The organism is Thermus thermophilus, from assembly GCF_019974155.1.
Classification (GTDB): Bacteria; Deinococcota; Deinococci; order Deinococcales; family Thermaceae; genus Thermus; species Thermus thermophilus_C.
On sequence record NZ_AP025158.1, the window covers coordinates 1819210 to 1844036 of the forward strand.

At 68.5% G+C, this 24827-nt stretch carries 24 protein-coding genes and 2 tRNA genes; 6 read left to right on the plus strand and 20 right to left on the minus strand.

Features of this window, described 5'->3' with window-relative positions; translation table 11 throughout:
• Positions 1–58: 58 nt before the first annotated feature.
• Genes TthTMY_RS09790 through TthTMY_RS09810 form a run of 5 tightly spaced genes read right to left on the minus strand, consistent with a single transcriptional unit; the run spans position 59 to position 5489 of the window.
• Complete coding sequence (locus TthTMY_RS09790; RefSeq protein WP_223903223.1) at positions 59–1477, minus strand: glycosyltransferase family 2 protein; 1419 nt, start codon at positions 1475–1477, stop codon at positions 59–61.
• Positions 1474–2613, minus strand: coding sequence for a HEAT repeat domain-containing protein (locus TthTMY_RS09795; protein ID WP_223903224.1), 1140 nt, complete (start codon positions 2611–2613; stop codon positions 1474–1476). The genes TthTMY_RS09790 and TthTMY_RS09795 overlap by 4 nt, the downstream gene beginning before the upstream one ends.
• Positions 2597–2959 (minus strand): response regulator transcription factor, encoded by a 363-nt coding sequence (locus TthTMY_RS09800; RefSeq protein WP_096411133.1) that lies wholly within the window; start codon positions 2957–2959, stop codon positions 2597–2599. The genes TthTMY_RS09795 and TthTMY_RS09800 overlap by 17 nt, the downstream gene beginning before the upstream one ends.
• Positions 2960–2963: 4 nt before the next feature.
• Positions 2964–5129, minus strand: coding sequence for a sensor histidine kinase (locus TthTMY_RS09805; RefSeq protein ID WP_223903225.1), 2166 nt, complete (start codon positions 5127–5129; stop codon positions 2964–2966).
• A gap of 42 nt (positions 5130–5171) precedes the next feature.
• Positions 5172–5489 (minus strand): cupin domain-containing protein, encoded by a 318-nt coding sequence (locus tag TthTMY_RS09810; protein WP_096411134.1) that lies wholly within the window; start codon positions 5487–5489, stop codon positions 5172–5174.
• A gap of 55 nt (positions 5490–5544) precedes the next feature.
• Here TthTMY_RS09810 and TthTMY_RS09815 point away from each other — a divergent pair.
• A tRNA-Pro gene (locus tag TthTMY_RS09815) sits at positions 5545–5621 on the plus strand.
• Between the two features lie 294 nt (positions 5622–5915).
• Positions 5916–6206, plus strand: coding sequence for a CAP domain-containing protein (locus tag TthTMY_RS09820; protein ID WP_223903226.1), 291 nt, complete (start codon positions 5916–5918; stop codon positions 6204–6206).
• Between the two features lie 41 nt (positions 6207–6247).
• On the opposite strand, the gene rpe is transcribed toward TthTMY_RS09820, so the two are convergent.
• Genes rpe through tkt form a run of 3 tightly spaced genes read right to left on the minus strand, consistent with a single transcriptional unit; the run spans position 6248 to position 9345 of the window.
• On the minus strand, positions 6248–6910 hold the full coding sequence (gene rpe, locus TthTMY_RS09825) for a ribulose-phosphate 3-epimerase (protein WP_096411135.1): 663 nt from the start codon (positions 6908–6910) through the stop codon (positions 6248–6250).
• Entirely contained in the window at positions 6910–7335 is a 426-nt protein-coding gene (locus TthTMY_RS09830) for a phosphate-starvation-inducible PsiE family protein (protein WP_096411136.1), read from the minus strand. The genes rpe and TthTMY_RS09830 overlap by 1 nt, the downstream gene beginning before the upstream one ends.
• Positions 7336–7389: 54 nt before the next feature.
• Positions 7390–9345, minus strand: coding sequence for a transketolase (tkt, locus tag TthTMY_RS09835; RefSeq protein ID WP_096411137.1), 1956 nt, complete (start codon positions 9343–9345; stop codon positions 7390–7392).
• A gap of 99 nt (positions 9346–9444) precedes the next feature.
• Between tkt and TthTMY_RS09840 the strand changes: the two genes are divergently transcribed.
• Positions 9445–9521 (plus strand) — tRNA-Arg (locus tag TthTMY_RS09840).
• 99 nt (positions 9522–9620) lie between these two features.
• Here the strand turns inward: TthTMY_RS09840 and TthTMY_RS09845 are convergent.
• Both TthTMY_RS09845 and TthTMY_RS09850 read right to left on the minus strand, forming a co-directional pair.
• On the minus strand, positions 9621–10754 hold the full coding sequence (locus TthTMY_RS09845) for a tyrosine-type recombinase/integrase (protein ID WP_223903227.1): 1134 nt from the start codon (positions 10752–10754) through the stop codon (positions 9621–9623).
• Entirely contained in the window at positions 10735–11019 is a 285-nt protein-coding gene (locus TthTMY_RS09850) for a helix-turn-helix domain-containing protein (protein WP_096411139.1), read from the minus strand. Before TthTMY_RS09850 ends, TthTMY_RS09845 begins: the two co-directional genes overlap by 20 nt.
• Positions 11020–11521: 502 nt before the next feature.
• Here TthTMY_RS09850 and TthTMY_RS09855 point away from each other — a divergent pair.
• Positions 11522–11884 carry a hypothetical protein gene (locus TthTMY_RS09855; RefSeq protein WP_096411140.1) on the plus strand — a complete coding sequence of 121 codons (363 nt, stop codon included), beginning with the start codon at positions 11522–11524 and terminating at the stop codon, positions 11882–11884.
• Between the two features lie 60 nt (positions 11885–11944).
• Here the strand turns inward: TthTMY_RS09855 and TthTMY_RS09860 are convergent, their stop codons facing one another.
• Together TthTMY_RS09860 and TthTMY_RS09865 are read right to left on the minus strand one after the other, a co-directional pair.
• Entirely contained in the window at positions 11945–13027 is a 1083-nt protein-coding gene (locus TthTMY_RS09860; RefSeq protein ID WP_096411141.1) for a macro domain-containing protein, read from the minus strand.
• Between the two features lie 8 nt (positions 13028–13035).
• On the minus strand, positions 13036–13665 hold the full coding sequence (locus TthTMY_RS09865; RefSeq protein WP_223903228.1) for a DUF4433 domain-containing protein: 630 nt from the start codon (positions 13663–13665) through the stop codon (positions 13036–13038).
• Between the two features lie 33 nt (positions 13666–13698).
• Between TthTMY_RS09865 and TthTMY_RS09870 the strand changes: the two genes are divergently transcribed.
• A complete protein-coding gene (locus TthTMY_RS09870) occupies positions 13699–15141 on the plus strand; it encodes a site-specific DNA-methyltransferase (RefSeq protein ID WP_096411142.1) in 1443 nt (480 codons plus the stop codon).
• 7 nt (positions 15142–15148) lie between these two features.
• Here the strand turns inward: TthTMY_RS09870 and TthTMY_RS09875 are convergent, their stop codons facing one another.
• On the minus strand, positions 15149–16246 hold the full coding sequence (locus tag TthTMY_RS09875; RefSeq protein WP_096410490.1) for an IS4 family transposase: 1098 nt from the start codon (positions 16244–16246) through the stop codon (positions 15149–15151).
• A 224-nt stretch (positions 16247–16470) separates the two neighbouring features.
• Between TthTMY_RS09875 and TthTMY_RS09880 the strand changes: the two genes are divergently transcribed.
• On the plus strand, positions 16471–18954 hold the full coding sequence (locus TthTMY_RS09880) for a DEAD/DEAH box helicase (RefSeq protein WP_223903229.1): 2484 nt from the start codon (positions 16471–16473) through the stop codon (positions 18952–18954).
• A 132-nt stretch (positions 18955–19086) separates the two neighbouring features.
• On the opposite strand, the gene TthTMY_RS09885 is transcribed toward TthTMY_RS09880, so the two are convergent.
• The 7 genes from TthTMY_RS09885 to TthTMY_RS09915 form a co-directional block, all read right to left on the minus strand.
• A complete protein-coding gene (locus tag TthTMY_RS09885) occupies positions 19087–19656 on the minus strand; it encodes a DUF4411 family protein (protein ID WP_071677565.1) in 570 nt (189 codons plus the stop codon).
• On the minus strand, positions 19643–20776 hold the full coding sequence (locus TthTMY_RS09890; RefSeq protein WP_096411143.1) for an ImmA/IrrE family metallo-endopeptidase: 1134 nt from the start codon (positions 20774–20776) through the stop codon (positions 19643–19645). Before TthTMY_RS09890 ends, TthTMY_RS09885 begins: the two co-directional genes overlap by 14 nt.
• 37 nt (positions 20777–20813) lie before the next feature.
• Positions 20814–21113 (minus strand): hypothetical protein, encoded by a 300-nt coding sequence (locus TthTMY_RS09895; protein WP_096411144.1) that lies wholly within the window; start codon positions 21111–21113, stop codon positions 20814–20816.
• A gap of 290 nt (positions 21114–21403) precedes the next feature.
• Positions 21404–22966, minus strand: a complete 1563-nt coding sequence (locus TthTMY_RS09900) for a YfjI family protein (RefSeq protein WP_157745791.1) — start codon at positions 22964–22966, stop codon at positions 21404–21406.
• Entirely contained in the window at positions 22947–23810 is an 864-nt protein-coding gene (locus TthTMY_RS09905; RefSeq protein WP_324615470.1) for a DUF7146 domain-containing protein, read from the minus strand. The genes TthTMY_RS09900 and TthTMY_RS09905 overlap by 20 nt, the downstream gene beginning before the upstream one ends.
• Positions 23811–24161: 351 nt before the next feature.
• A complete protein-coding gene (locus TthTMY_RS09910) occupies positions 24162–24362 on the minus strand; it encodes a hypothetical protein (protein ID WP_157745793.1) in 201 nt (66 codons plus the stop codon).
• 173 nt (positions 24363–24535) lie between these two features.
• Positions 24536–24700 carry a helix-turn-helix domain-containing protein gene (locus TthTMY_RS09915; protein ID WP_223903230.1) on the minus strand — a complete coding sequence of 55 codons (165 nt, stop codon included), beginning with the start codon at positions 24698–24700 and terminating at the stop codon, positions 24536–24538.
• Positions 24701–24827: the final 127 nt, after the last annotated feature.

A 24827-nucleotide genomic window follows, 5' to 3' on the forward strand; every position in this document is an offset into this window, starting at 1 on the left:
GGCCCGCATCCCCTTAGGCCCAAGCCCCTATCACCTGCCCATCCTGGCCTCCATGAGCCTAAGGCTTCTTCTGGTCTGGCGCTTCCGCCTCTAGGCCCTTGCGCCGCATCTCCCCCCACACCCCTCGCTTGCGCCACACCCGGAAGGTGGCCCCAAAGCGCACCAAGGCCAAGGCCTGGCGGTACCCAAGCCCCTCCACCACGCTGAGAAAGAGGAGCCAAAGCCGGTCGCGAAGCCGCGGGTAGCGCTTGAGGAGCAGGGTCTCCATGCCCACGGCGAGCTGGGAGAGGAGAACCCCGTAGCCCACGGCCAAAAGCAAGTAGAGCAGGGCGAACTCCAGGTTGAGGAGGCCCAAGAGGTGGAAGACGGGAAGCATCAGGTACCCCAGCACCTCCACCACCGGGGCCAGGGCTTCAAAAAAGAAGAAGTAGGGCATGGCCACGAGGCCCAAGCGGCCGTAGCGGGGGTTGAAGAGCATGGCCCGGTGGATCCAGAGCACCTCCCAAAGCCCCCGGTGCCAGCGGTCCCGCTGCCGCCTTAGGGTGGCCCAGTCCGAGGGCACCTCGGTGTAGCAGATGGGGTCCGGGGTGTAGAGGATGCGGTACTCCCTCCCCTCCTCCCGGGCCCGGCGGTGGAGGCGCACCACCAGCTCCATGTCCTCCCCCACGGTGTCCGTGCGGTACCCGCCCACCCTAAGGACCTCCGCCCGGCGGAAGACCCCGAAGGCCCCGGAGATGATGAGGAGGGCGTCCATGGCGCTCCACCCGGCGCGCCCCAGGAAAAAAGCCCGGGCGTACTCAATGATCTGCATCTTCTCCAGAAAGCCCCGGGGAAGGCCCAGGGCCTCCACCACCCCCTCCCGCACCCGGGCCCCGTTTAGGGGCCTTATGGTCCCCCCCACGGCCAGCACCCGGTCGTCCTCCAGGAAGAGGCGGCTTGCCCGCAGCAGGGCCTGGGCGTCCAGGAGGCTGTCCGCGTCCACGGCGCAGAAAAGGGGGTAGCGGGCCAGGTTGAGCCCGGCGTTCAGGGCGTCGGCCTTGCCGCCGTTTTCCTTGTCCACCACCAGGAGGTTGGGATGGGTGAGGGAGCGGTAGACCCCCCGGATGGGCTTGGTGGGAAGCGCCCTGCGGAAGACCGCCTCCACCGGCACCAGGCGGAAGGCCTCCTTAAGGACCTCCAGGGTGCGGTCCTTGGGGCCGTCGGCCACCACCACCACCTCAAACTCCGGGTAGTGCAGGGCCAGGAAGGAGCGCACCGAGGCGGCGATGGTCTTCTCCTCGTTGTAGGTGGGGACCAGGATGGAGACGGGCAGGTAGGCCTCCCGCTCCAAGAGGTCCTTGAGGGCGAGCTCGGAGAGCTCCCGGGCGTAGCGGGCCACCATGCGGACGCCGAAGAGGGCGAAGAGGGCGTAGAGGAGGTTGAGGAGGGCGAAGTAGACGAGGACGAAGAGCTGGTAGGTGAGGAAAAGAAGCTTCATGTGGCCTCCCGCAGCACCTGCCCGGCCATGGCCCGGCCGTAAGGGTCAGGGTGGGCTCGGGCGGCCTCGGCCAGGGCCTCAAGGCCGAGCTCCTTAAGCCCCTCCGCCGCCGCCCGGCGCACGTAGAAGGAGGGGTCGGAAAGGGCCCCCCAAAGGCCCCTTCGCGCCAAGGCCCCCCCGAGGAGGGGAAGAAGCCGCACCGCTTGAAGCCTCAAAAACTCCTCCGGGGCCTTCAGGTGGGCTAAGACCGCCCCCTCCAGGCCCGGGGGCAGGAAGCCCAGCCGCCAAAGGGCCCGAAGGGCGGCCGCCCTGAGCTCCGGGTCGGGGTCCTCCAGGAAGGGGGCGATCCTCTCCGCGAGGGGATGGAGCTTAAGGCGGCCCAGGGCTTCCAAGGCCGCCCAGCGCTCCTCCCTCCCCCCCTTCTCCAGGAAGAGGGCCACCACGGGAAGGGCCCTTTCTTCCAGGAGGAGGAGGGCCTCCAGAAGGGCCCCCCGGGGAAGCCCCGAGGCGAGGAGGGCCCGGGCCAAGGCCTCCACCCCCTCCCCCTGGGCGATCCTGGCCCCGGCCCGGGCCGCGGCCAGGCGGAGCACGGGGTCCGGGTGCCCCAGGTAGGGGAGGACCAGGTCCAGGGTCTCGGGAAGCCGGGCCTGGGCCAGGGCCTCGAGGGCCTCCAGGCGGGCAGGGCGGGAGGCCCACCGCCCCCGAAGCGCCCTCGCCCAGGGAAGGCCCGCCTGGCGAAGCCAAAGGGCGAGGCGCTCGGCCAAATCCCCCTGGAGGGTCTCCCGGAGGCGCAAGAGGGCCTCCAGGGCGGGCCTCGGCCAGGGAGGCGGGGGGAGGGGTTCCTCTTCAAAGAGGGCCCGGGCGAAGCGCACAAGCCACTCCTCGTAGGCCCTGCGGTCCCTCTCCTCCCGAAGGGCGGTGTAGGCGTGGTAAAGGAGGATGTACGCGGAAAGGAGGACCAGGGCAAGCCCCGTGAGGAGGAGGGCCTGCAGGAGGGCCCAGTAGACCAGGGAGACGCCCAAGAGGGAAAAGAGGCGGGCGGAAAAGACCCCCACCAGCTGCCCCAGGGCCAGGGCCTCGAGGGCCACCACCCCAAAGACCAAGAGGGCGTAGAGGCGCTCACCGCGCCGCCACATACCGCTCCAGGCGGAGGAGGAGCTCTTTAGGGCTAAAGGGCTTGGTGAGGTAGTCCTGGGCCCCAAGCCTGAGGGCCTCCAGCACGTGGCGCTCCTGCTTGAGCCCGGTGAGGACCACCACCGGCGTGGTTTTCCCGAGCTCCTGGCGGAGGTGGCGCAAGAGGTCCAGGCCGAAGCCCCCGGGGAGGTTTAGGTCCAGCACCACCGCCTCCACGTCCTCCGCCAAGGCCGCCTTCGCCGAGGGGAAGTCCCGGGCCAGGCGCACCTCGTGCCCCGCCCGTCTCAAGGCCATCTCCACCACGGCGGCCACCGCGGGGTCGTCCTCCACCACCAGGACCCGCGCCACGCCCTCATTCTAGGCGGGCCAAAAGCGCCCTCACCTCGGGGTCGGGGTTTTGGCGAAGCTCCTCCCGCAAAAGCGCCTTGGCCTCCTCCTTCTTCCCCTGCTCCAGGAGGGCCTTGGCCAGGGTGAAGCGGGCCAGGGGGTAATCGGGCCTGAGGCCTAGCACCTGCCGGGCGAGGAGCTCCGCCTCCTTGGCCCGGCCCAGGGCCAGGGCCACCTCCGCCAGGCCCCAGCGGGCGTCCAGGTTGCCGGGGTCCTGGGCCAGGACCCGGCGGTAGGCCTCCTCGGCCTCGGCGTAGCGGCCCAGGTGGTAGAGGAGGCGGCCGTAGCGCACCCGGAGGTCGGGGCCGTCCAGGAGGGCCAGGGCCTTCTCGTAAAGGGGCTTGGCCTCGGCGTGCCGCCCCTGGAGGTAGAGGGCGAAGGCGAGCTCCCCTAGGGCCTCGGCGTCGTCGGGAAAGGCCTCCACTGCCCGCCTCAAGAAGCCCTCCGCCCCCTTGGGGTCCTGGGGGAGGCGGCGCTTGCCCTCGTAGAAGCTCTTCCGCTCCCGGAAGGGCACGGGGTCCGAGGGGTAGCCCTCGAGGCCCACCTCGTCCAGGGCGAAGGCCCTCAGCTCGCTCAGGCGGTCCCCCTGGGGCAGGTAGCGGAAGAGGCCGCCCTCCCCCCGGGCGGAGAGGACCACGGCCCCTCCGCTTCGCACCTCCACCCGGAAGCCCCGGGCCCCCGGGGGAAGGAGGAGGCGGAAGACCACCTCCCCTTCCGGCCCCGGGGCGGGGCGCACCAGGGGGGCGGGGAGAAGCTTCTTGCGCACCCCCGTCCCCAGCACCGCCCCCTCCCCGGCGGGGAGGCGCCCTTCCCCTAAGGCCACCTCGCCCCGGTAAAGGGAAAGCCGGCTCCCCTCGGCCCGGTTCAGGCGCAGATGGGTGCCCATGGGCCGCACCTCGCCCTCCGGGGTAGCGAGGGAGAGGGGCACGGGGGCCTCCCGCACCGCCTCCACCCCCCCGCCTTCCAGGGCCACCCGCACCCTCTCCCCCCCGCCCCAAAGGCTCCGCCAGCGCCGGGCCTCCCCTTGGGCGTCCGGGCTAAAGGCGAGCTCCAGGCCCGGAAGGCGCACCACCTCCCCCGCAGGCACCTCCCCGAAGGCCTTGGAGCCCAGGGGGGCCGGGAAGAGGGGGAGACGGGCCAGGGCGATGAGGGCCACCATGAGGAGGAGGAGCCGCCCCACGGGGGCCCGCTGTCCGGGCCTGGGCCTCGGCAGGAGGAGGAGGAAGGTGCTTCCCCGGCCCAGGCGGCTTCTCAGGCGCACCTCCCCCCCGTGGGCCTCGAGGACCCGCTTCACCAGGGCAAGCCCAAGCCCCGTGCCCTCCACCTCCCCCCGGGTGGAGGCCCGGTAGAAGGGCTCAAAGACCTTGTCCTGCTCCTCCTCGGGGATGCCCGGCCCGGTGTCGGCCACGGCGATGCCGTAATGGTCCCGCCCCACCAGGAGGCGCACCCTCACCCGGCCCCCTTCGGGGGTGTACTTAATGGCGTTGTTCAGCACGTTGAGGACCGCCTGGTAGAGCCAGTCCGGGTCCCCGTAGACCCAGGTCTCCCCTCGAGGCAGGGCGAGCCTTAAGGCGATGCCCTTCCTTCGGGCGAGGGGCCTCACCTCCTCGGCCGCCTGGCGGAGGAGGGCCTTCAGGTCCACCCGCTCGCTCTTGAGGCGCACCCCCTGGCCGAGCCTCAGGTAGTCCTGGGCCTTCTGCAGAAGCTCCTGGATGCGCCGGGCGGAGCGCTCGGCGATCTCCAAGAGCTCCTTGGCCTCCTCGGGCAGGCCCTCGGTCTCCAGGGCGAGCTCCAGGGCCCCGAGGACGCTCATCAGGGGGTTTTTGATCTCGTGGAGGAGAAGCCTAAGAAGCCTCCCCGTCTCGTCCTGGGCCTTGAGGAGGGCAAGCTCCCGCTCCCTCAGGGCCAGGACCTCCTGGAAGGCCTTAAGGAGGAGGCGCAGGGCCTCGAGGGTTTCTGGAGCGGGGGGGCGGCTTCCCGCCCAGTAAAGGGCCACCTCCCCCTCCTCCCAAAGCTTCTCCCCCCGCAAAGGCCCCTCGGGCAGGACCGTCCCCCGCCAGACCACCTGCACCGGGTAGCGGCGCAAGAGGTCGGCGAGGAAGGCCAGGTCGGCGGGGAGGCTCTGGACCACCGCTTGGAGTATAGGGCCAGCCCTTGAAAACCCCGTGAAAACCTAGGGCTTGGGGGCCGTGACCACGAGGAGCAGGGCGGGGCTCGCCGACTCGTTCCGCACCCCGTGGGGGGCGCCCGCCGGGGCGAAGGCGGCCATCCCGGGGGCGAGGAGGGCCTCCTCCTCCCCCACCCGCACCACCACCTCCCCCTCCAGGGCGTAGTAGACCTTGTCCGAGTCCTCGTGGACGTGCACCTTCTGGGCCTGGCCCGGAAGGAGGGCGTAGAGGTCGTAGAGCATCCGCTCCGACTGGAAGACGGGGATCTTGGCCATCTTCTCCGGGTTGTAGCGGGCGAGGCGCTTCAGGTCCTTGATCTCCATGCCCGAAGTCTACTTGACGGGGGCCCGGAAGAGGGCTAGACTAACCTTTGCGCGCCGGGGAGTAGCGCAGCCTGGTAGCGCACACGCTTGGGGTGCGTGGGGTCGTCGGTTCAAATCCGGCCTCCCCGACCAGCGCGAAGGGCCCGCCCAAAAGGGCGGGCCTTCGGTTACCCTAGAGGGCGTGCGCCTCCTCCTTCTTCTCGCCCTCCTCCCCGCCTGCGCCGGGCAGGGGGCCGACCCCGTCCTCGAGGCCCTAAACCGGATCCGGGCCGAGGGGCGGGCTTGCGGGAGCGTTTACCACCCTGCGGCCCCTCCCCTGGCCTGGGAGGCTAAGTGGCTGCACGTTGATCTCGCAACATGGGTCGCCCGAAATAAGGCTTGGGAAGGCCCTTTTGGAGCCCCCACCGCGGCGAAAGCCGCGGTGGGGTGCTTAAGCTCACGGCCGCGGCCAGGGCCCACACGGAGGACATGGCCACCCACGGCTTCCTGGGGCACGTGGGCACGGACGGCTCCACCGTCCGGGAGCGGGAAGGGTACCTCTGGTCCGCCCTGGGCGAGAACGTGGCCTACGACCCTGCCCAGGCGGAGGCGGCCCTTCGCGCCTGGGCGGAAAGCCCCGGCCACTGCGCCAACCTCATGGCCCCCCGCTTCGTCCACGCGGGGCTCTGGGGGCGGGAAGGGTACTGGACCCTCGTCCTGGGGCGCCCAAGGCCGTAAGCCCCGTCCACACCCCCCGCTTGCTTCAGCATGGGGTGGCCTTAGCCCAGCAGGGCGAGGCGGAGGGCCTTCAGGTTCTCCGCCACGGGCCTGTCGTTGAAGAGGGCACTCCCCGCCACGGCCACGTCCGCCCCCGCCCGCCGGGCCTCGGCCACGGTCTCCCGGTTGATGCCGCCGTCCACCACGATGAGGCAGGCGGGGTTCAACCGATCCCGCATGGCCTTGAGGCGCCGGAGCCTCTCCGTGGCCGTGGGGAGGTAGCGCTGGCCGCCGAAGCCGGGGTTGACGCTCATGAGGAGGGCCAGGTCCAGATCCGGGAGCAGGGGCTCAAAGGCCTCCAGGGGCGTCCCCGGGTTCACGGCGAGCCCCGCCTTTTTTCCCAGCTCCTTCACCTTCTGCACCGCCCGGTGGGGGTGGTAGGTGGCCTCAAAGTGGACGGTGATGTGGTCCGCCCCCGCCTTGGCGAAGTCCTCGAGGTAGCGCTCCGGCTGGACGATCATGAGGTGCACGTCCAGGGGCAAGGAGGTGACCCGCCTCACCGCCTCCACGAGGAGGGGCCCGAAGGTGAGGTTGGGGACGAATACCCCGTCCATCACGTCCAGGTGGATCCAGTCCACCCCGGCCGCCTCCGCCTCCCTTATGGCCTCCCCTAGCCTCGCCAGGTCCGCCGTGAGGATGGAGGGCGCGAACCGCACGGGCCCCACTATACCCCGCGCACCAGGCGGTAGGCCCAGGCCAGGGTCAACACCATGAGGGAGAGGAGGAGAAGCTCCACCAAAACCGCCTGGAAGCCGGGGTCCTGGAGGGAGAAGGAGAACTTCTGCAACCCCTCGGCGGTGACCACGAGGATCCGCCGCACCCCGGCGATGAGGCCGATGACGAGGAAGGGCTCCACCTGAAGCTGCCCCTCCCGGGCGAAGCGGACGAGGGTGTAGAGGATCTCGGCCATCATCAGGGCGAGGAGCACCCGGTCCAGGAGGAAGACGGCCGCCTTGCTCCCCTCGCCCCCCAGGAAAAGCCCCACCCCCTGGACCAGGGCCTCGCCCAAGACGTAGACCGCTCCCAGGACCACGAGAAGCCCGGCGAAGAGGTAGATGGCCGCCTCGGCCTTGCGAAACACCTCCCCCATACCCCTAGCCTAAGCCCCTCCCCTGGGGGCCTTCCCCCGGTAAATCCCGCCCTTTTACACCAGGGAGAGGAAGGCCTCCGCCACCCGCTCCGGGGTGAAGCCGAGCCGCTCGTAGACCTCGGGGTAGGGGGCGCTGGCCCCGAAGCGGTCCAGGGCCACCACCTTGTGGGCGTACCGCTCCCACCCCAGGCTGGCCCCCGCCTCCACAGCCACCACCGGAAGCCCCGGGGGCAGGACCTCTTGGCGGTAAGCCTCGGGCTGGGCGGCGAAGAGCTCAAAGGAAGGCAGGCTCACCACCCGGACCCGCACCCCCTTCTCCCGGAGGAGGGCCTGGGCCCTAAGGGCCAGGTGCACCTCGCTCCCCGAGGCCACGAGGACCCCTTGGGGCTCCTCCACGTCCTCCAGGACGTAGCCTCCCCGCAAAAGCCCCTTGGCCTTCTCCGGGGAGAGGAGGGGCACCGCCTGGCGGGTGAGGACAAGGGCGGTGGGGCCCTCCTTGCGCCTTAAGGCCACCTGCCAGGCGTAAAAGGTCTCGTAGGCGTCCGCAGGGCGGATCACAAAGAGGTTCGGCATGGCCCGAAGGCTCATGAGGTGCTCCACGGGCTGGTGGGTGGGGCCGTCCTCGCCCAGGGCGATGGAGTCGTGGGTGAAGACGAAGACCGTGGGGGTTTCCATGAGGGCGGCGAGGCGGATGGCGGGGCGCATGTAGTCGGAGAAGACGAGGAAGGTCCCGCCGTAGGCCCGGTACCCCCCGTGGAGGTTGAGGCCGTTCAGGATGGCCCCCATGGCGTGCTCCCGCACCCCGAAGTGGAGGTAGCGGCCCAAGGGGTTCGCCCGGGAGAAGTCCTCCATCCCCTCGGCCTTGGTGTTGTTGGAGGGGGTGAGGTCGGCGCTTCCCCCAAGGAGCTCAGGCATGCGGGGAGCGAGGAGGTCCAGGGCCCGGCCGCTCGCCGCCCGGGTGGCGATGGGCTTGTCAAAGGATGGGGGCGCTTCGGGCAAAGGCGGAAGCTCCCCTCGCAGGCGCCGTATGAGCTCCTGGTGGAGGTCCGGGTATTCCCGGGCGTAGGCCTCGAGGGCCTTCTCCCAGGCCTCCTGCCAGGCCCGCCCCTTCTCCCGCATGTCCATGTGGCGGTAGACCTCCTCGGGCACCACGAAGGGGGGGTAGGGCCAGCCCAGGTTCTTTCGGGTGGCCTCCACCGCCTCAGGGCCCAAGGGCTCCCCGTGGGCCTTGTGGGAGTCCTGCTTGGGGGAGCCGAAGCCGATGTGGCTCCTGACGGCGATGAGGGTGGGGCGCTCGTCCAGCTTGGCGAGTTTGATGGCCTTGCGGAGGGCCTCGAGGTCGTTGGCGTCCTCCACCTTTAGGGTCTGCCAGCCATAGGCCCGGTAACGGGCGAGGACGTCCTCGGTGAAGGCGAGGTCCGTGGGGCCGTCAATGGAGATGCGGTTGTCGTCCCAGAAGACGATGAGCTTGGAGAGGCCCCAGTGCCCCGCCAAGGAGGCGGCCTCCCCGGAGACCCCCTCCATCAGGTCCCCGTCCGAGGCGAGGACGTAGGTGTAGTGGTCCACCACCACGTGCCCCGGGCGGTTGAACTCGGCGGCGAGCTTCCTTTCCGCCAGGGCAAGCCCCACGGCGGTGGAGATCCCCTGCCCCAAGGGCCCCGTGGTCACCTCCACCCCCGGGGTGTGGCCGCGCTCGGGGTGGCCCGGGGTCTTGGACCCCCACTGGCGGAAGCTTTTCAGCTCCTCCAGGGGAAGGTCGTAGCCCGTGAGGTGGAGGACGGCGTAGAGGAGCATGGAGCCGTGCCCGGCGGAGAGGACGAAGCGGTCGCGGTCGGGCCAGGCGGGGTCTAAGGGGTTGTGGCGCATGACCTCCCGGAAGAGGAGGTAGGCCAAGGGCGCCATGGCCATGGGCATCCCGGGGTGGCCGCTTTTCGCCTTCTCCACCGCGTCTATGGCCAGGAAGCGGATGGCGTTCACCGAAAGGGTCTCTAGGTCCCGCGTCTCCTTCATCCTTCCTCCTGGCGGGGAACCCCCTCCGCCAGTGAAACTATACCCCGGCGGGCCGGGCTTGCCTCTCTTGGAGGAAGGGTGTACAATCCCTCCCTGTGGGCGCCCGTAGCTCAGCAGGATAGAGCGGGGGCTTCCTAAGCCCTAGGTCGGGGGTTCGAATCCCTCCGGGCGCACCAGCACCAGGACGCAATCCTCCCGCCCACGGAAGCGTGGGCGGGGCCTTTTTTACCCCCATGTTCTACCCCCATAGCGCCAAGCTTCCCTCATGCGCCCCCCTACGCCTGCCCCCTGGGCCGGCTCGTCAGCTCCTCGGGGTCCACGACCCAGGCCGCCCGCTCGTGGGCCAGGAGGTGGCGGTAGATGCCCAGGGTGATGCTGGGGTTGGCGTGGCCCATGCGCTCCGCCACAAGCTCAAGGGGGGCCCCGTTGGCGAGGAGCAGGCTTCCGTAGGTGTGGCGAAGGTCGTGGACGCGGATGGGGGGAAGGCCCAGGCGGGTGGCCATCTTCCGTAAGGCGTGCCCCAGGGTGTGAGGGTTCAAGGGCCCCCCCGTCCGCCCCGGAAACACCCAGGCCAACCTGAGCTCCCCGGGCGGGATCCCCAGCCCGAGGAGCTCCTGGTAGCGGGCGCGAAGGCGGGCCAGGGTGGCGTGGGGGATGGGGATGCTCCGCCTCGAGGAGGGCGTTTTCGGCTCGGTGAGGACCCCCCGCCCGCCCATCGCAGTCCACGCCCGGCGCACATGGAGGACCCCCGCCTCGAGGTCCACGTCCTCCCACCGGAGCGCCAGCGCCTCGCCCGCGCGCAGCCCCAGGGCCAGGCAGAGGCGCAGGGCCATGCCCACCTCCCAGGTGGGCCACGCGTCAAAGGCCCGGAGCAAGGCCTCCACCTCGTGGGGCTCGAGGGCGCGGCCCACGGGGGGCCTTGAGGGGGCCTCCACCCGCACGGCGGCGGTGGGGTCCCGCGCCACCAGCTCGAGGGCCAGGGCCTCCCGGAACACGGCCCGGGCCCGCTCCAGGACCTTCCTCAGCGACCTGGGAGAAAGCCCCTTGCGGGCCAGGGCGTCTAGAGCGGCGCGGATGTCGCTTGGGACGATGTCCTGGAGGCGTTTGTTGCCCAGGGTGGGCAGCAGGTACCGCAACTCTCTCTCGTAGGCCCGGATGGTGGTGGGGCCACGCACCCGGGCCTTGCGCTCAAGCCAGGCCTGGGCGAACTCGGCAAAGGTCCGGGGGTCGCGCTTAGGGATGAGCCCCAGCCGGTGCTTGACCTGGTACTCCGCCGCCTTCGCCTGCGCCTCCTTGGCCGTCTTGCCGTAAAAGGAGCGGCGCAGGCGTTTGCCGTCCTCCACCACATACACCCGGACCTCCCAAAGGCCCGAGGCGTGGCGGCGCGGTTTAGCGCCCCGTTTCGGCACCTTCCACCTCCTCTACCCGCAGGAGCACACACAGGTCCACGGGCTCGCCCGTGAGCCGCTCGAGGCCCTCCAACACCTGGGCGAGCGTGCTGAGCCTAACGCTTTCAATCCTACCTGCGGCGATCGCGTAGACCGTAGACGGGTGCATTTCGGGCAAGAGCTTCACCAGCTTGTAGACGCTGAGCCCCCGCTCCTTCAGGTACTCCCGCAGTCGCAACCGAATGCGCTTCCGCCCCATTGTCCGGTAGTCTACTACGTCAATCATCTCCTTTACTAGACTACTCTTGTGGAGCTAAAGCCCAGGTGGCCCAGGGGGGTGTGGGAAGGGAGCACCCTGCCCAAGAAGGGGCCGCCCCTCAAGCCCCTGCAAGCAAAAGGACCTGCCTCCCTCGCCAAGCGCAAGGGAGGCAGGCTTGTGGTGCGGATGGGTCGCCGTGCAAGGCCTGGCCTTACCGCGCCAGCCGCGCCACGCCGGGCCACGCCTCGCCATGCCGGGCCGTGCCACGCCGCGCCAAGCCCCACAAAGCCGAGGTAGAAGGCTTGGCTTTCAGGGTCTGGCGCGCGAGCCCATGCGCAGGCACGTCCTCAGTATGCCCCGACGCTCCCCCCTGTCAACGGATAACGGTCCTTATCCCGTTCCCCTTTCGCCCTCCGCCTCTCCCGCAGGTGGGCCGGGCTACCCTCCCTGGGAGTTTGCCTCCGCAGCCGCCTCGTCATCAAAGGCGCCCTGGAACAGTTCTGGTATAAGCTGGTGACGGAGGCCCGCCGTGCTTAAGGAAGGACCAGGAAAGGAGCTCCTCGAGGGGGTGGCCACGCTCCTGAGGATGGACCCCATGAGCTACGTGGCCTTCGGCCCCTACTGGTGGTGGATCAAGCGCTGGCTGCAAGAGGCCTACGGGGAGGACTCCCCCGTGCAGGGGGACGCGGACGACCCCGTGGCCCGGGAGCACCTGGCCGCCTACTGGAAGGGGGACTGGAAGAAGCTCTGGAGGGCGGCCATCCGCCACTACCAGCAGAAGGTGGCCTGGGGAGAACGCTACGAGCCCCACAGCTACATGCCCCCTCACGAGGAGGCCTACGTGGTGAACGACCCGGACATGGTCCCGCCCTCCCTGCCCCGGATGCGGTAGCTAACGCGTAGCCCCCGGGGCGGTTTCCCGGGGGTCGGGGAAGGCGCGGGCGCGAGTGGCCTAGGCTTCCTGGGCCACATTGGCGGGCGGTTTAGGAAGCCGGTCCCGCCACTCCTCGGGGCGGAGGGCCCCCCGCTTCAAGAGGGCGTCCAGGGCTACCTGAATGTGGGTCCGGGGAAAAGTGGCCTTGCGGGGGCTCCAGGTTTGGAGCAACTTTTGCAGGGTGGCCCAGTCCCGGGCCCCTTCGTGGCGCACGACCCAGTGGACCGTGGCCAAAAGCTCTAAGCCATAAGGGGTCTCAAACCCCTTGACCCATTCCGCCGCCCGGGTGGCGGCCTCGTCGGCCTCAGGGTGGTCGGCCAAGTAGAGGATGGCCTCGTTCAGGGCCTGAGGCTCGAGGCGTATCTGGGAAGCCCCCGCGCGGTCTCCGAAGCCCCGGATGTAGTGGCCCTCGAGGCGGACCAGCACGTGGTTCAAGGGCTCGGCGTAGGGGCCAAACCGCTGACGGACAAAGGCAAGCCTAAGATCCAAACCCGCTTCCTGAAGGAAGTAGGCCAGCTTTTGGGCCTCGAGGCGGCCCAAGGGTTCCCCAAGCGCCCCATAAAGGCCGAAGAGCTTGAGCAGGGCGGCCCGGGCAGGGGTGAGGCGGGGCTTGGTCCCTTGGGGAGCGATGGGGTGGGTCTGGGGTTCCCCCGGAGGTTCGTAGACCAAGACCTCCACGTCCTCGAGGGGCGCCAGGGCCTCCTGGATGCGCCGCTTGACCTCGGGCCAGGGAAGCTTCCCGTTCCCGGCCCCCAAGGGGGGCAAGGCGATGGAGCGGACCCGAAGCTCCCGGATTTGGCGCACCAGGTCCTTTAGCCCCTCCTCCACGTACTCCATGCGGGCGGGATGGCGCCAGTGCTTCTTAGTGGGGAAGTTGAAGATGTAGCGGGGCTGGGCCAGGGGCCCCCGGTCGTGGACGAAGATGCGGCCAATCTGGACCTCGCCCCGCTTACAGGCCTGCACGTAGGCCTGGTAGTTGTCCGGGAAAGCCCGCTTGAACTGCAAGGCCACCCCCTTGCCCATGACCCCCACGGTGTTCACCGTGTTGACCAGGGCTTCCACTGGGGCTTTGAGGAGGTCGCCTCGTACGAAGCGGAGCATAGACCCTTCTAATAGTACCAACTCCGGCGCACCCGCACCGGGGGATGGGGTAGACCGGGGAACCGGGCGAGGACGGACTCCACCTCGGCCTTAATGGACTCGTCTATGACGCCGATCTCCTCAATCAACCCCCAGGGAAAGAGGCCCTTGACCAGGAACTCGGCCTGCTTCTTCTCCCGGCTTTCGGCCCAGTAAGTAGACCGAATGGCCTCCCAGTCCAAAGCCTTCAGGTGCTCCAACTTGTGGAAGAAGCGAACGTACTGAACGGCCGCGTGGCGGTCGGTGAACACGAAGGGCAGACGCTCTTCCGCCACCCTTTGGGCGGTGGAGACCAGGTGCAGGATGGGGCGCTGGCCCCCTTGGTATTCGGTAGATCCGGTGTGGATAGCGTAGAGCATGGGAGAGCGGGGGCAGAAGTAAAACGGCACGTAATCGTGGAGCTTGCCCCTCGGGCCCACGGGCACCACGACTTCTGCCCGGCGGGCCTGGATGTGCCCGTAGGCCACGTTCTGCCGCTTGGGGGGCTTTTGGGATTGGGGGAGGAGGCCCCCCTTTTGGAGGATGCCCTCGAGGTTTTCCAGGTGGGTGATGTGGTAGATGCGCGTGGGCACCGGATAGACCGGGCTTTGCTGTGGCATGGTTCCATTATACCTGGGGATATACTCTTCCTCATGCCAGCCTTGGAGTGGATCGGCAAGCAGGCGGTGGTGCGGCACCACTTGGAAGTCCCTTACCGCATCCTCGCCCCGGTGCCCGAACTCTCCTACGGTGAGGGCGAGAACCTTTTGGTGGAGGGGGACAACCTCGAGGCCCTAAAGGCCCTCCTCCCTGAGTACCGGGGGCGGGTGAGGCTCATCTACATAGACCCCCCCTACAACACGGGCAACGAGGGCTGGGTCTACAACGACAACGTGAGCAGCCCCGAAATCCAGGCCTGGCTGAAGAAGGCGGTAGGCCCGGAAGCGGAAGACCTCTCCCGGCACGACAAGTGGCTTTCCATGATGTATCCCAGGCTCAGGCTCCTCCACGAGCTTTTGCGGGAAGACGGAAGCCTGTGGATGAGCATAGACGACAACGAGGTCCACCGGGCGAGGATGCTCCTAGACGAGATTTTTGGGCCTCAAAATTTTGTAGCCACGGTGGTTTGGGAACGTTCGGATAGTCCTAGAATGGACGCTTCCTATTTTTCGGTGCGACACGATTACGTTTTGGTGTATGCGAAAAACAAACCTTTTTTCAGGGTAAAGAGATTGCGTGACAACGGGGGAGCACCTTCGCACTACAACCGTATTGACGAACACGGAAGACGTTATTATCTGAAGCCTCTTCGGGCTATGGGACAGGCAGATAGGCGTGAGGACAGGCCGTCAATGTACTACCCGATAGAGGCCCCAGATGGTAGTTTGGTTTATCCCCAAAAACAAGATGGTTCGGCTGGGAGATGGCGCTGGTCAAGGGAAAAACTTCTCCAGAAGCAACATCTCTTAGAGTGGGTAAGGGGACCTGAGGGTTGGACTCCCTACTATCGCATCTATTATGCAGGAGATCAGGGTACGGAACGCCCTCCCGAAACCATCTGGTTTCACACAGAAGTGGGCAGCAACCGAACAGCGGCTAAGGAAACGAAAGAAGCCTTCGGTGGCCAAGACCTATTTGACACACCAAAACCCTTAGGGCTTCTCCAGCGCATCCTGCAGATTGCCACCAACCCCCATGACGGGGACATCGTCCTGGACTCCTTTGCCGGTAGCGGCACCACGGGGCACGCGGTGCTCAAGCAAAACGCCGAGGACGGGGGCAACCGGCGCTTCATCCTGGTGGAGCTGGACCCTAGGATCGCACAGAACATCACCCGCAAGCGCCTGGAGTACGCCGCCAGGACGCATGGGGGCGGCTTCCGGTACCTGCGCCTGGGGGAACCCCTCTTCACCCCAGACGGGCGCATCCGGGAAGGGGTGGACTACCTCACCTTGGCCCGGTACGTCTACTACCGGGAGACGGGAGAACCCTTGCCCGAGACCTTCACCCCCCCTCTTTTAGGCGTGTCCCAGCGCGGGGTGGCGGTCTACCTCCTCTATAACGGGGTGCTGAAGGACAAGTCCCCCAAGGGCTGAGCTCTCATCACTTTCCTCCCCCCAGTTCCTGAAGCAACCTGACCAGCTCCTCCACCACTGCTTCCCTCCAAGGCGGGGGCCCCTGGGCCAGGGCGATCCGGCCCAGACGGAAGAGGCTTTGCCGCTCGGGATGGGCCAGAAGCCGGGGAAGCCATTCCCTGCCCTGCAAGCGCGCCCCCAGAAGGACCAAGAGCGCCATCCCCAAGGCCAGAAGCCATAACCACCCCCTGAGGCTCGCCCCCGTCCGCAGCCGATGGCGGTCCAGCCCAAACCCCTGCCCCTTCAGGTCCCTAAACCCCTCTTCAATCCACATCCGCCACCCATAGGGCGGCTCCCCCCCAAAAGGGCCCGAATAGGCCAGATACCAGGGATCCCGACCCCCTGGGTACACCAGGAGGGTGACTTCTACCCCCTCCCCACCGTGTCCGAAAAGGCGGACCTCCTCCCGCAGGGGGTGGACCACACGCTGGTAGCCCTCCTTCAGGGGAAGGCGCTTCCCCCCTTGGGGTTCCACCTCCCGGTTCTGCCGCAGGCGGATGAGGAAGCCCATGCCCCACCCCTGGAGCTTTCGCATCAGGGAGACCCGGTCAAAGCCGCGGTCCAGGAGGAAGAGGGGGGTATATCCCAGGTCCTGGACGGCGCGGCCCAGGCGGTGGAGGAACTCCTCCTCCACCCGGTTTTGACTGGGGAAAGGGGAGAGGGGGTGAAGAGCGAAGGCCACCACCAGGGCCCTTCCCTTGAGGGGAAGGGCGGCCACCAGGGCTTGGTGCCTACCGTCCTCTGTGAAGGTCCAGTCCACGATGAGGGGGAGGGGGCGGTCTTTGGGGAAACGAGGGACGAGGAGGGGGAGGAGGGCTTCGGTGAGGGCCCAGGGGTCTTGCAGGGTGGGGTGATGGAGGAAGCGCCAGAGGCGATTGAGGCGGCTTTGGGCCAGGGTGGGGAGGGGGGTTCTGCGGGCGAGGTCGGAGAGGGTGGGGTCCAGGGGGGTAGTGAGGAGGGTGGACAGGAAGAGGGCGAGGTTGGAGCGGATGGTTTTCCTGAGGGAGGCGAAGACCTTATGGACCCAGAGGGTGATAACTTGGGAAAGGGGGGTGGTGGGCGGCACACCTTACTTACCCCCCTCTTCTCTTCCCTTGTCAAGCCCCAGCCCTCAAAGTGATGAGAGCTCAGCCCCAAGGGGGGAAACGCCCTCACCCGGGAGGTCCTGGCCCACCTGCCCCCTTTTGACGGCCCCAAGGTGGTCTACGGCACCTCCTGCCGCCTGAACCCCGCCACCCTGAAGGCTTTGGGCATCACCTTCCGCCACATCCCTTATGAGGTGGCCCAATGATGGAGCTGAAAACCTATCAAGAGGAGGCTCTAAAGGCTCTGGAGGACTTCCTCCACCGGGTAAGGGTTCACGCGGACGCCGGCCTTCCCAACCCCTTGGAGCAGGCCTACCGCGAAGTGGCGGGGAGGTATCTGGACAACCCACCTCCTTACTACGAACCGGTGGGCCTCGAGGGGATCCCCTACGTGTGCTTCCGCATCCCCACGGGCGGGGGCAAAACCCTCCTGGCGGCCCACGCCTTGGCCCCGGCCCGGCGCTTCCTGGGCCAAGACGCCCCCGCCGTGGTCTGGCTCACGCCCACGGAGGCCATCCGCCAGCAGACCTTGCGGGCTTTGAAGGACCCCCGCCATCCCTACCGTCAGGCCCTCGAGGGGGCTCTGGGTGAGGTCCGGGTCATGGACCTACGGGAGGCCCTGGCCCTGACTCCCGGGGACGTAGGCGCGGTCGGCCTGGTGCTGGTGGCCACCCTCCAGGCCTTCCGGGTGGAGGAAACCGAGGGGCGCAAAGTCTACGAGGACAACGGCCACCTCATGGCCGTCTTCGGGAACCTCGAGACCGCCCTTCCGGAAGGGGCATCCTCGCCCCCGGAAGGGGTGGGGCGGTACTCCCTGGCCAACCTCCTCCGCCTCATGCGTCCCATCGTGGTGGTGGACGAGGCCCACAACGCCCGCACCCCCCTCTCCTTTGACACCCTGGCCCGCTTGGAGCCCGGGGTCATCCTGGAGTTCACCGCCACGCCCCGGGAGGACTCCAACGTCCTCTTCGCCGCCACGGCCCACGAGCTTCACCGGGAGGGCATGATCAAGCTGCCCATAGAGCTCGTGGTGCTGAAGGACCGGGAGGCGGTCCTACAGGCGGCCCTGGCCAAGCGGAAGGACCTCGAGGCCCTGGCCGAGGGAAGCCGGGAGTACCTCCGCCCCATCCTCCTGATCCAGGCCGAACCCAAACGTGGCGAGGACCCCTTCACTTGGGAAAGGGTCCGCTCCTTCCTCCTGGAGCTCGGGGTAAAGGAAGAACAGATAGCGGTCTCCACGGGGGAACGGGACGACCTCACGGGCCAGGACCTCCTCTCTCCCTCCTCCCCCGTGCGCTACGTCATCACCGTGGACAAGCTCAAGGAGGGATGGGACTGCCCCTTCGCCTACGTGCTGGCCTCGGTGCGCTCCCTGAAGTCGTCCACGGCCATTGAACAGGTGCTGGGCCGGGTGCTGCGGATGCCGGGGGCCAGGCCCAAGGAGCGGGAGGAGCTCAACCGGGCCTACGCCTTCGCCGTGTCCGAGGACTTCTGGGAGGCGGCCAACACCCTCCGGGAAGCCCTGGTCCTCGAGGGGTTTGAGCGCTACGAGGCCGAGCGGGCCGTGTACGCCGTGGGCTTGGGCTTGGAGGAGCGCGTGCCCCTCAAAGCCCATCCCAAGCCAGAGGTCCTGGAGTCCCTAGGGTCCAAGATCGCCTACGACCCGAAGACCAAAACCCTGGTCCTCAAGGAGCCCCTGACCCCTAGCGAAAAGGCCATCCTCCGCGAGGGGCTGAAGGAGGAGGACCGGGACAAGCTTCCACAAACCGTTCGCACCCCCTCCGAGGAGGGCAGGGTCCTGGAAGTACCCCTCCTCGCCTGGCACGGGGAGCCCCTGGAGGCCGAGCACTTTCTGGAGGAGGGGTGGAGCCTGGCGGGTCGGGACGCCCACGTGGACTTCGTCCCGGGGCCCCTGGGGGTGAGGGGGGAGATCGGCCTGGAGGGGGGCCGGGTGCGCATCGCCCGCCTGGAGGGGTTGGACCGGGCGGGGAGGCTGTTCGGTCCCCACGTGGGCTGGACCCTGGAAAGCCTCGCCCTTTGGCTGGACCGCCACATCCCCCACCCCGACCTGCCCCAGGAGGAGACCCTGCCCTTCCTCTACAGGGCCTTGGGGGGGCTTCTGGAGCGGGGCTTCGCCCTAGAGGATCTGGTGGCGGAGAAGCGGCGGCTCAGAGACCTCCTGGAGGCCAAGATCCGCGCCCACCGGGAAGCGGCCCGAAAGGAGGTCTTTCAGCGCCTCTTGAAGAACCCTCCTGCCAGCCTGGGGACCCTCACCTTGCGGTTGGAGGGGGACTACTTCCCGTCCAACCCCTACCGGGGGGCTTACGTCTTCCGCAAGCACTTCTTCCCGGTCATCGCCGACCTCGAGGACGGCACGGAGGAGTTCCAGTGCGCCCGCCTTCTGGACGAGCTAGACGAGGTGGAGTTCTGGGTGCGCAACTACCCCACCTGGCGCCACGCCTTCCGCCTGCCCTACCCCGGTGGCACCTTCTTCCCGGACTTCCTGGCCAAGCTTCGGAACGGGACCCTTCTCGTGGTGGAGTACAAGGGGGCGCACCTGGCGCACACCCCCGAGACCTACGAGAAGGAGGCCATTGGCCAGCTCTGGGCCCGGAAGACGGGCAACCGCTTCCTCATGGTGCGCACCCTCCAAGAGCTTGATGCCCTCCGCCAAGCGGCCCGTCTCTGACCCCGCTTGGCTCCGAGTCCTACGCGGAAGGATTAGGGGGGCCTGGAGCCCGCCCAAGACCTCCGGCGCCTCGGGCGATTGAAGGGCGGTTCAGAACCGGTTCGGGCGGGGCCTCGAGGGATGGGCTACCGATTACCCTCCGCCCGCCTCGCCTGGAGCCTGAGGAAGGCTAGCCTGCCCCTGGACCTCCAGGAGAGCCGTCAGCAAGGGCACGCACCGCACCCCGAAGGCGAAGGCCACATAGGGTAGGCGTGGCCTTCCCGTGATTAGGCCACTCGCCCCGTCCAGCTGGGGCACCACGTGCCTTTCCTGGGTAATCAGGGTGAGGTTGTGGACCTTGGCCAGGGCCACCAGGGTCGGGTCAGCGCCTCGGAGAAAAGGCTCAGCGTCCTCAGGGGCATAGTGTTCCCTCACAAAGTGGGCCACCTTCTCCAAGGCGTCAAAAAAAGCTTCGGTAACTTCCAGAAGCTTGTACTGCCCGTCTAAGGACTTCAGGAGGTCATGGCCCGGACCCCGCTTTCGCAAGATCTCGTCCCTCACTTCGCGCCCTAGCCGAAGGATGCCCCTTTTGATTCCGTCCCGGAACCAGGCCTCCAGATGGGCCTTGGCCTCCTCTGGTGATCTCCCGAGGGCCTTAGCCAGGGCTTCCAGGAAGCCTGGGACGAAGGGAGTGATGATGGCGTTGGCGTCAAGTAGGTACACCCTTGCCCTCCAGGAAGGCCCAGGCCGTCCTGAGGTCCACATTGAGGAGAAAGGCCACGTCCTTGGCGTCCACTTCCCCCTCTAGGGCCGCCCGCCTGACCTCCCGCACGAAGGCGGGGCTGTTCTGGACCACCAGGGTCTTCCAGAAGTCCCCGCCCCCCTTCCTGGGACGGGGAGGCGCGGTCTTCCGCAGGGCCTCGAGGGCCTCCATGTACCCCTCCCGGTGCACAAGTTCCAAGCGAAAGGCCCGCTCCAGGGCGGCCCTCGGGCTCACGAAGAAGCACCGGGAAGCCTCCCGGGCGGCCTCCAAGGGGGGAAGGTGCCCGTTCCAAGCCACGCGAAACTCCTCCTCGGGCATCAGAAGCTCCGCGGCCACGTGGTCCGCCCAGATCTCCACCTCGTCCCGGGCCTCCTCCTCCAGCCCGCCCTCCAGTCCCCCTTCTCCCCGCCACACGTGGGCCAGCTCGTGGGCCAGGGTGAAGACCTGGCGGGAAGGGTGCTCGCGGGCGTTCAGGAAGACCACGGGGGCCACGGGGTCCACCAGGGCGAAGCCGGAGAACTCCTCCGGGTCGTAGGTTCTCCGGGTGTGGGTGCCCACGTGCCCTTGCCGGAGGACCAGAACCCCAAGGGCTTCCGCCCCGTCCGCAAGGGCCTTGAGGAAGCCTTGATGGTCCCGGGCCCTCCTCCGCAAGGCTTCCACTTCCAGGAAGGTCGCCATCTCGCGGGCCACCTCCGCCGGGGAAGCGCCCTTGCCGCTTCCCACGAAGGGAAGGGGCTTCCCCTTGCGCTCCCGCCACCACTCCTGCTTACGCCGCGCGTCGTGGTAGGCCTCGAGGAGCTCCGGGCTTGGGGGGGCTTGCCGCCCTCTTCCCCGACGAAAGTCCCTCAAAGGAAGCTTGACCTCGGGCGGGGGCAGGAGGAGGTGCCCCAAGCCCAAATGAAGGGCCTGGGCCAGCTTCAGGGCCTGGGGGTAGGTGGGCTTCTCTTTCCCCTCTAGCCAGCGCTCCACCTTCTCCGGCTTGACCTGGACCTTCCGGGCGAGGCTTTCTGCCTCGAGGCCCGCCCAGTCCATGGCCCACCGGAGGGTTTCTGGCTTGATGGGTACCTCTACCGTTTTCATCCCGGCCCCCCTAGGGGACTCCATTCTACCCCCGGCCTTACGCTGGCAACGCACCCTTGCTCAAGGCCTCGAGGAGCCGGGCAAGTTCCTCCGGGGGGAAGCGGTTGCCCGCCATGTTCCAGGCCCCCTGAACGCCGTGGACTTCGAGGACCGCCCCCACCTTGCGCATGACCTCGGGAGGGAGGGGGCGGGGCGGCGCGGCAAACCAGGCGGCCCGGATTTCGCGCCCGGTGGGCCGGACGGGCACCGCCCGATGGGGTTCCTCGCTCCCGGTGCAGACCTCTGGCGCAACAGGGGGCTCCACTACCCGGTCAGGCCGAAACCGCCGGTACCCCATACGACCTCCTCCACGCGGCTATGGCTACGGTGGCTACTTTGGCTACTAAGGGGAATTTTCTCCGTCCTGGACGGAGAAAATCCCGTAGCCACAGGGTGGCTACGGAGTGGCTATTGTGGCTACGATCGGCTACGGTAGCCGGGGCCCCGGGATGGGGCTCCCCATGACCGTAGCCGTTCCGTAGCCAACCGTAGCCAACAGTAGCCAGGGGGTGGCTACTGTTTTTTTGCCGTCCTGGACAGCGCTTGTGGGGTTCAGTAGCCAAAATAGCCACTATAGCCACCCCCCGCTCAAAGCGCCCGGGGGTTCAACTCCCAGACCTCCCTGCGCCCCTCCCGATGGACGCGAACGTACCCGTGGGCCTCGAGGAGCCGCAGGGCCTCCCGCACGGCCTGGGTGGTGCGCCCCACGGCCCGGGGGCCGTAGCGCACCACGTCCGGCGTGGCGATGGGCGACGCGCCCCCCCGCGCCCGCTCCCGCAGCCACTCCAGGAGGCGCGCGGCCCGCCGAAGGGGCTCGGGCACCCGGGCCCCCTCCATCAGCCGCCGGTGTTCCAGCATGTACCACTCGGCTAGGGCGATGCCCCGCTCCATGTGCTCGGGGCCCAGGCGGGTGAGGGAAGGGTCCTCGAAGAGGCCCAGGACCAGGGCGAGGCGCACCGCGTGCTCAGGCGTTTTGGCTGCGAACGCCCGGGCCTCCCCAAGTTCCTCCTTCTGCGCCTCCAGGTGCTCAAAAAACGCCACGTACAGCCGCTTGGCGGCGGGGTGCAGGGGGAGGCTGGGGAGTTCCAGCCCCCGCACCCGGGCCTCGGGGTCGTCCCGGACGTTCCCGGCGGTGGCCTCGAGGAGGGCGTCCAGACGGCCCTGGTAGGCGATGTAGGCGGGGTTTCGCGTCAGGTCCTCCTCCACGTAGCGCCGGGGGCCCACCTGGGGGGCCCAGGCGGTGAAGAAGCGCGCCAAGAGTCCCTGGTTTCGCACCAGGCGGTCCTCGAGGAGGTCCCGGGCCACCTCGGGTTGCATGCCCAGGTGGACGCTGAGCCGCCTCCCGAGGAGGAGGCGCTTCCCGTCCCCCTGCCGGGCCCGCTCCACTCCCTGCCCGTCCCAGAGGCGGCTCAGGACGGAGATGGTGTAGAGGCGCCTCTCCTCGCTCATGGCGTGGCCGCCCAGGAACACGCCGGCCTCGGAGACGAACAGCCCCACGCTGGGCCAGTCGTCCGCCAGGGCGCTCACGATGGCCTCGGTGGTGGCGTCCGAGAGGAGGAACATCCCGCTCCACGGCCTGGCCGGGGGGAGGCCCAGGGCCTTCAGGGCCTCGGCCCGCTCCTCCCGGGAGAGGCCCTTCTCCCCCTGGATGCGCCGGCGCTCCGCCTCCCAGGCCTCGCGCTCCGCGCGCCAGGCCTCCTCGGCCAAGGCGGCAACCTCCGCCTTCGCGGTCTGCCACGCCCGGGCGGGCAGGAGGGCGAGGCGGTCCAACTCCGTTTTGCGCTCCCCCGAGTCGGCCACGGTCAGGAAAAACAGGCTCGCCGGGTACGTCCGCCCGTCCACCACGGCGTTGGCGATGCCCTGGGCCCCCAGGGACGCCCCGGCGAGGAACGCGGCGGCGGTCAGGGCCTCCGCGCCCTGGACCACGCGCAGGGCCTCCCGCACCACGCCCTCCAGGGGCCCGAGGGCCTCGAGGGGGTAGGGCTCGGGCGGGTCGGCCTCCCGGAACAGGGGCAGGGGCTCCGGCCAATCGTCCACGTCCTCGGGCCGCACGTAGGGGGCGTTGCGCAGGGCCTCGAGGGCCTTCTCGGGGTCCAACTCATCGGCCTGTTGCGAAATACCGTTCAAAACCTTAGAGTGTTCCTTGAGCATCAGTTTCCTCCTCTCCCGGGGCGGCCTCCACCCGCCCCGCAAGCTTTTTCGCCACCAGAACATCAAGCCAGTCCGCGCCGTCTGGCGGCACGGCCAGCTTCACCGCGATCCCCAGCGCCAAAAGCTGCTTCGCCAGTTTTTTCCCAGCTTCCACCCCCCTCTCGTCCCCGTCAGCCGCGATCAAGACCTCTCCCACCCCGGGTGGGGGCTCCCACGCCTCGAGGCCCCCCGCGCTCACGGCGGCCCAGGCGGGAAGGCCCGCGGCCTCGCGCACCGCGAGGGCGGTCTCCACCCCCTCGGCCACGGCCAGGACCCCGCCCTCCGGGGCGTAGAGGCGGATGGCCGCCCCCTTCAGGCCCCCCTCGAGGACCGCCTTGGTGAGCTTTTTGGGGCTCCCCACCGGGGCCTTCCCCCTCCCGTCCGGGCTCAGATAGACGCGGTGCAGGGCCACCAGGCCGTGCTGAGTGTGCTCCACCCGGGCGAGGAGGGCGGGGAAGGCCCCCAGGATCTTCCCCTCCTCCCGGTACTCCAGGCCGGGGTGGAGGCGGAGGTTCTGGAGGCCGGGGAGGACGGCCTCGAGGCTCAGGCCCCGGGCCTCGAGGTAGCGCCGGCCCAGCTCCGCGCCGGGGCGGTCAAGGGGGACGGCCCGGGCCCAGATGGCCTCGAGGAGCCTCCGCCGCCCCTCGTCCGGTCGGGGCTCGGGGCGGGGAGAGGGCGCGGGCCGAACGCGGCGGAAAACCTTCCCCGCAAGCTCCTCGTGGGAGTCGGGAAACAGGTCGCGCCACGCAAGGCCTAGGGCCTCGAGGACGGCCTCCGTGGGGCAACCCGCGAAGCAATGGATCAAGAGCCGCCCCTGGGGGCTGAGGCAGATGGAGAGGCTGGGATCCCTGTCCTCGTGGGCGGGGCAATGGCCGATCCACCGGCCCTGGCCCGAAGGGCGAGCCCGGGTGGCCCAGAGGATGTGCTCGAGGACCCCCTCGGGGCCTAGGGTGCGAGTACCGGCGGGCACCGGGTTCATCGTGCTCACCTCCCTCGCCCCTCGAGGGCGGGGGCGGTTTTTTCCGCCCCCTCCTCTTCGCGGTGCAGGTCCCAATCAACCGCCTCGTTGGCCGCGTACAGCGCGTCAACGCGCCCCTCTGGCGTGAGCACCCGGAGAAGTGCCCGAATAACGGCCAACAACAGCGCGTCAATCGCCCTACGCATTACCCTCCTCCCCGGGCAGGCGGCCGTGCTCCAGAAGGGCCTCGAGGACGCTGCGGTGGATGAAGAGCTTACGACCGATTTTCACGCCGTAGCGCCGCATGAACCGCCGCACGCCGTCCCGCCCCAGGCCCAGTTGCGCGCCCAGGATGGGGGCAACCTCGTTGAAACCCAGAAGCTTCTTCTCGCCCTTCATCACGCTCGCACCCTAGCGGCCATTGCCGTCAGGTTGCGTAGGGGGTAGGAGAGGGCCGCCCGTTCCCGGTTTCCAGGGCGGGGTTGCAAGGTTGCGTTTGGGTGGATAAGCTGAACCTTGCGCATCAGCCGGATCGCGCGTACGCTCCCACGCCCCCCGTGGGAGCGCCTTTTTTACCTCCTTCCCCCCAATCCCCTTTCCAGAAACGCCTCGAGTTCCTTGTACGGGATGAGCGTGCGCGCCCCGATTTTCATGGCCTTGAGCTCCCCGCGCCAGATCGCGCGGTAGATCGTAACCCTGCTCACCGAAAGCAAACGCGCGGCCTCGTTCACGCTCACGGCCAGGGGGGGCTGCCCGGTGCTCTGTTTCATCTGCTATCCCTCCGCTTCCACTTGTACCCCAACATATAGTGGTGTCGCAAGTGGCTACCTCTACATGTTGTGGTTACCCGCCCCTCGGGGGGCG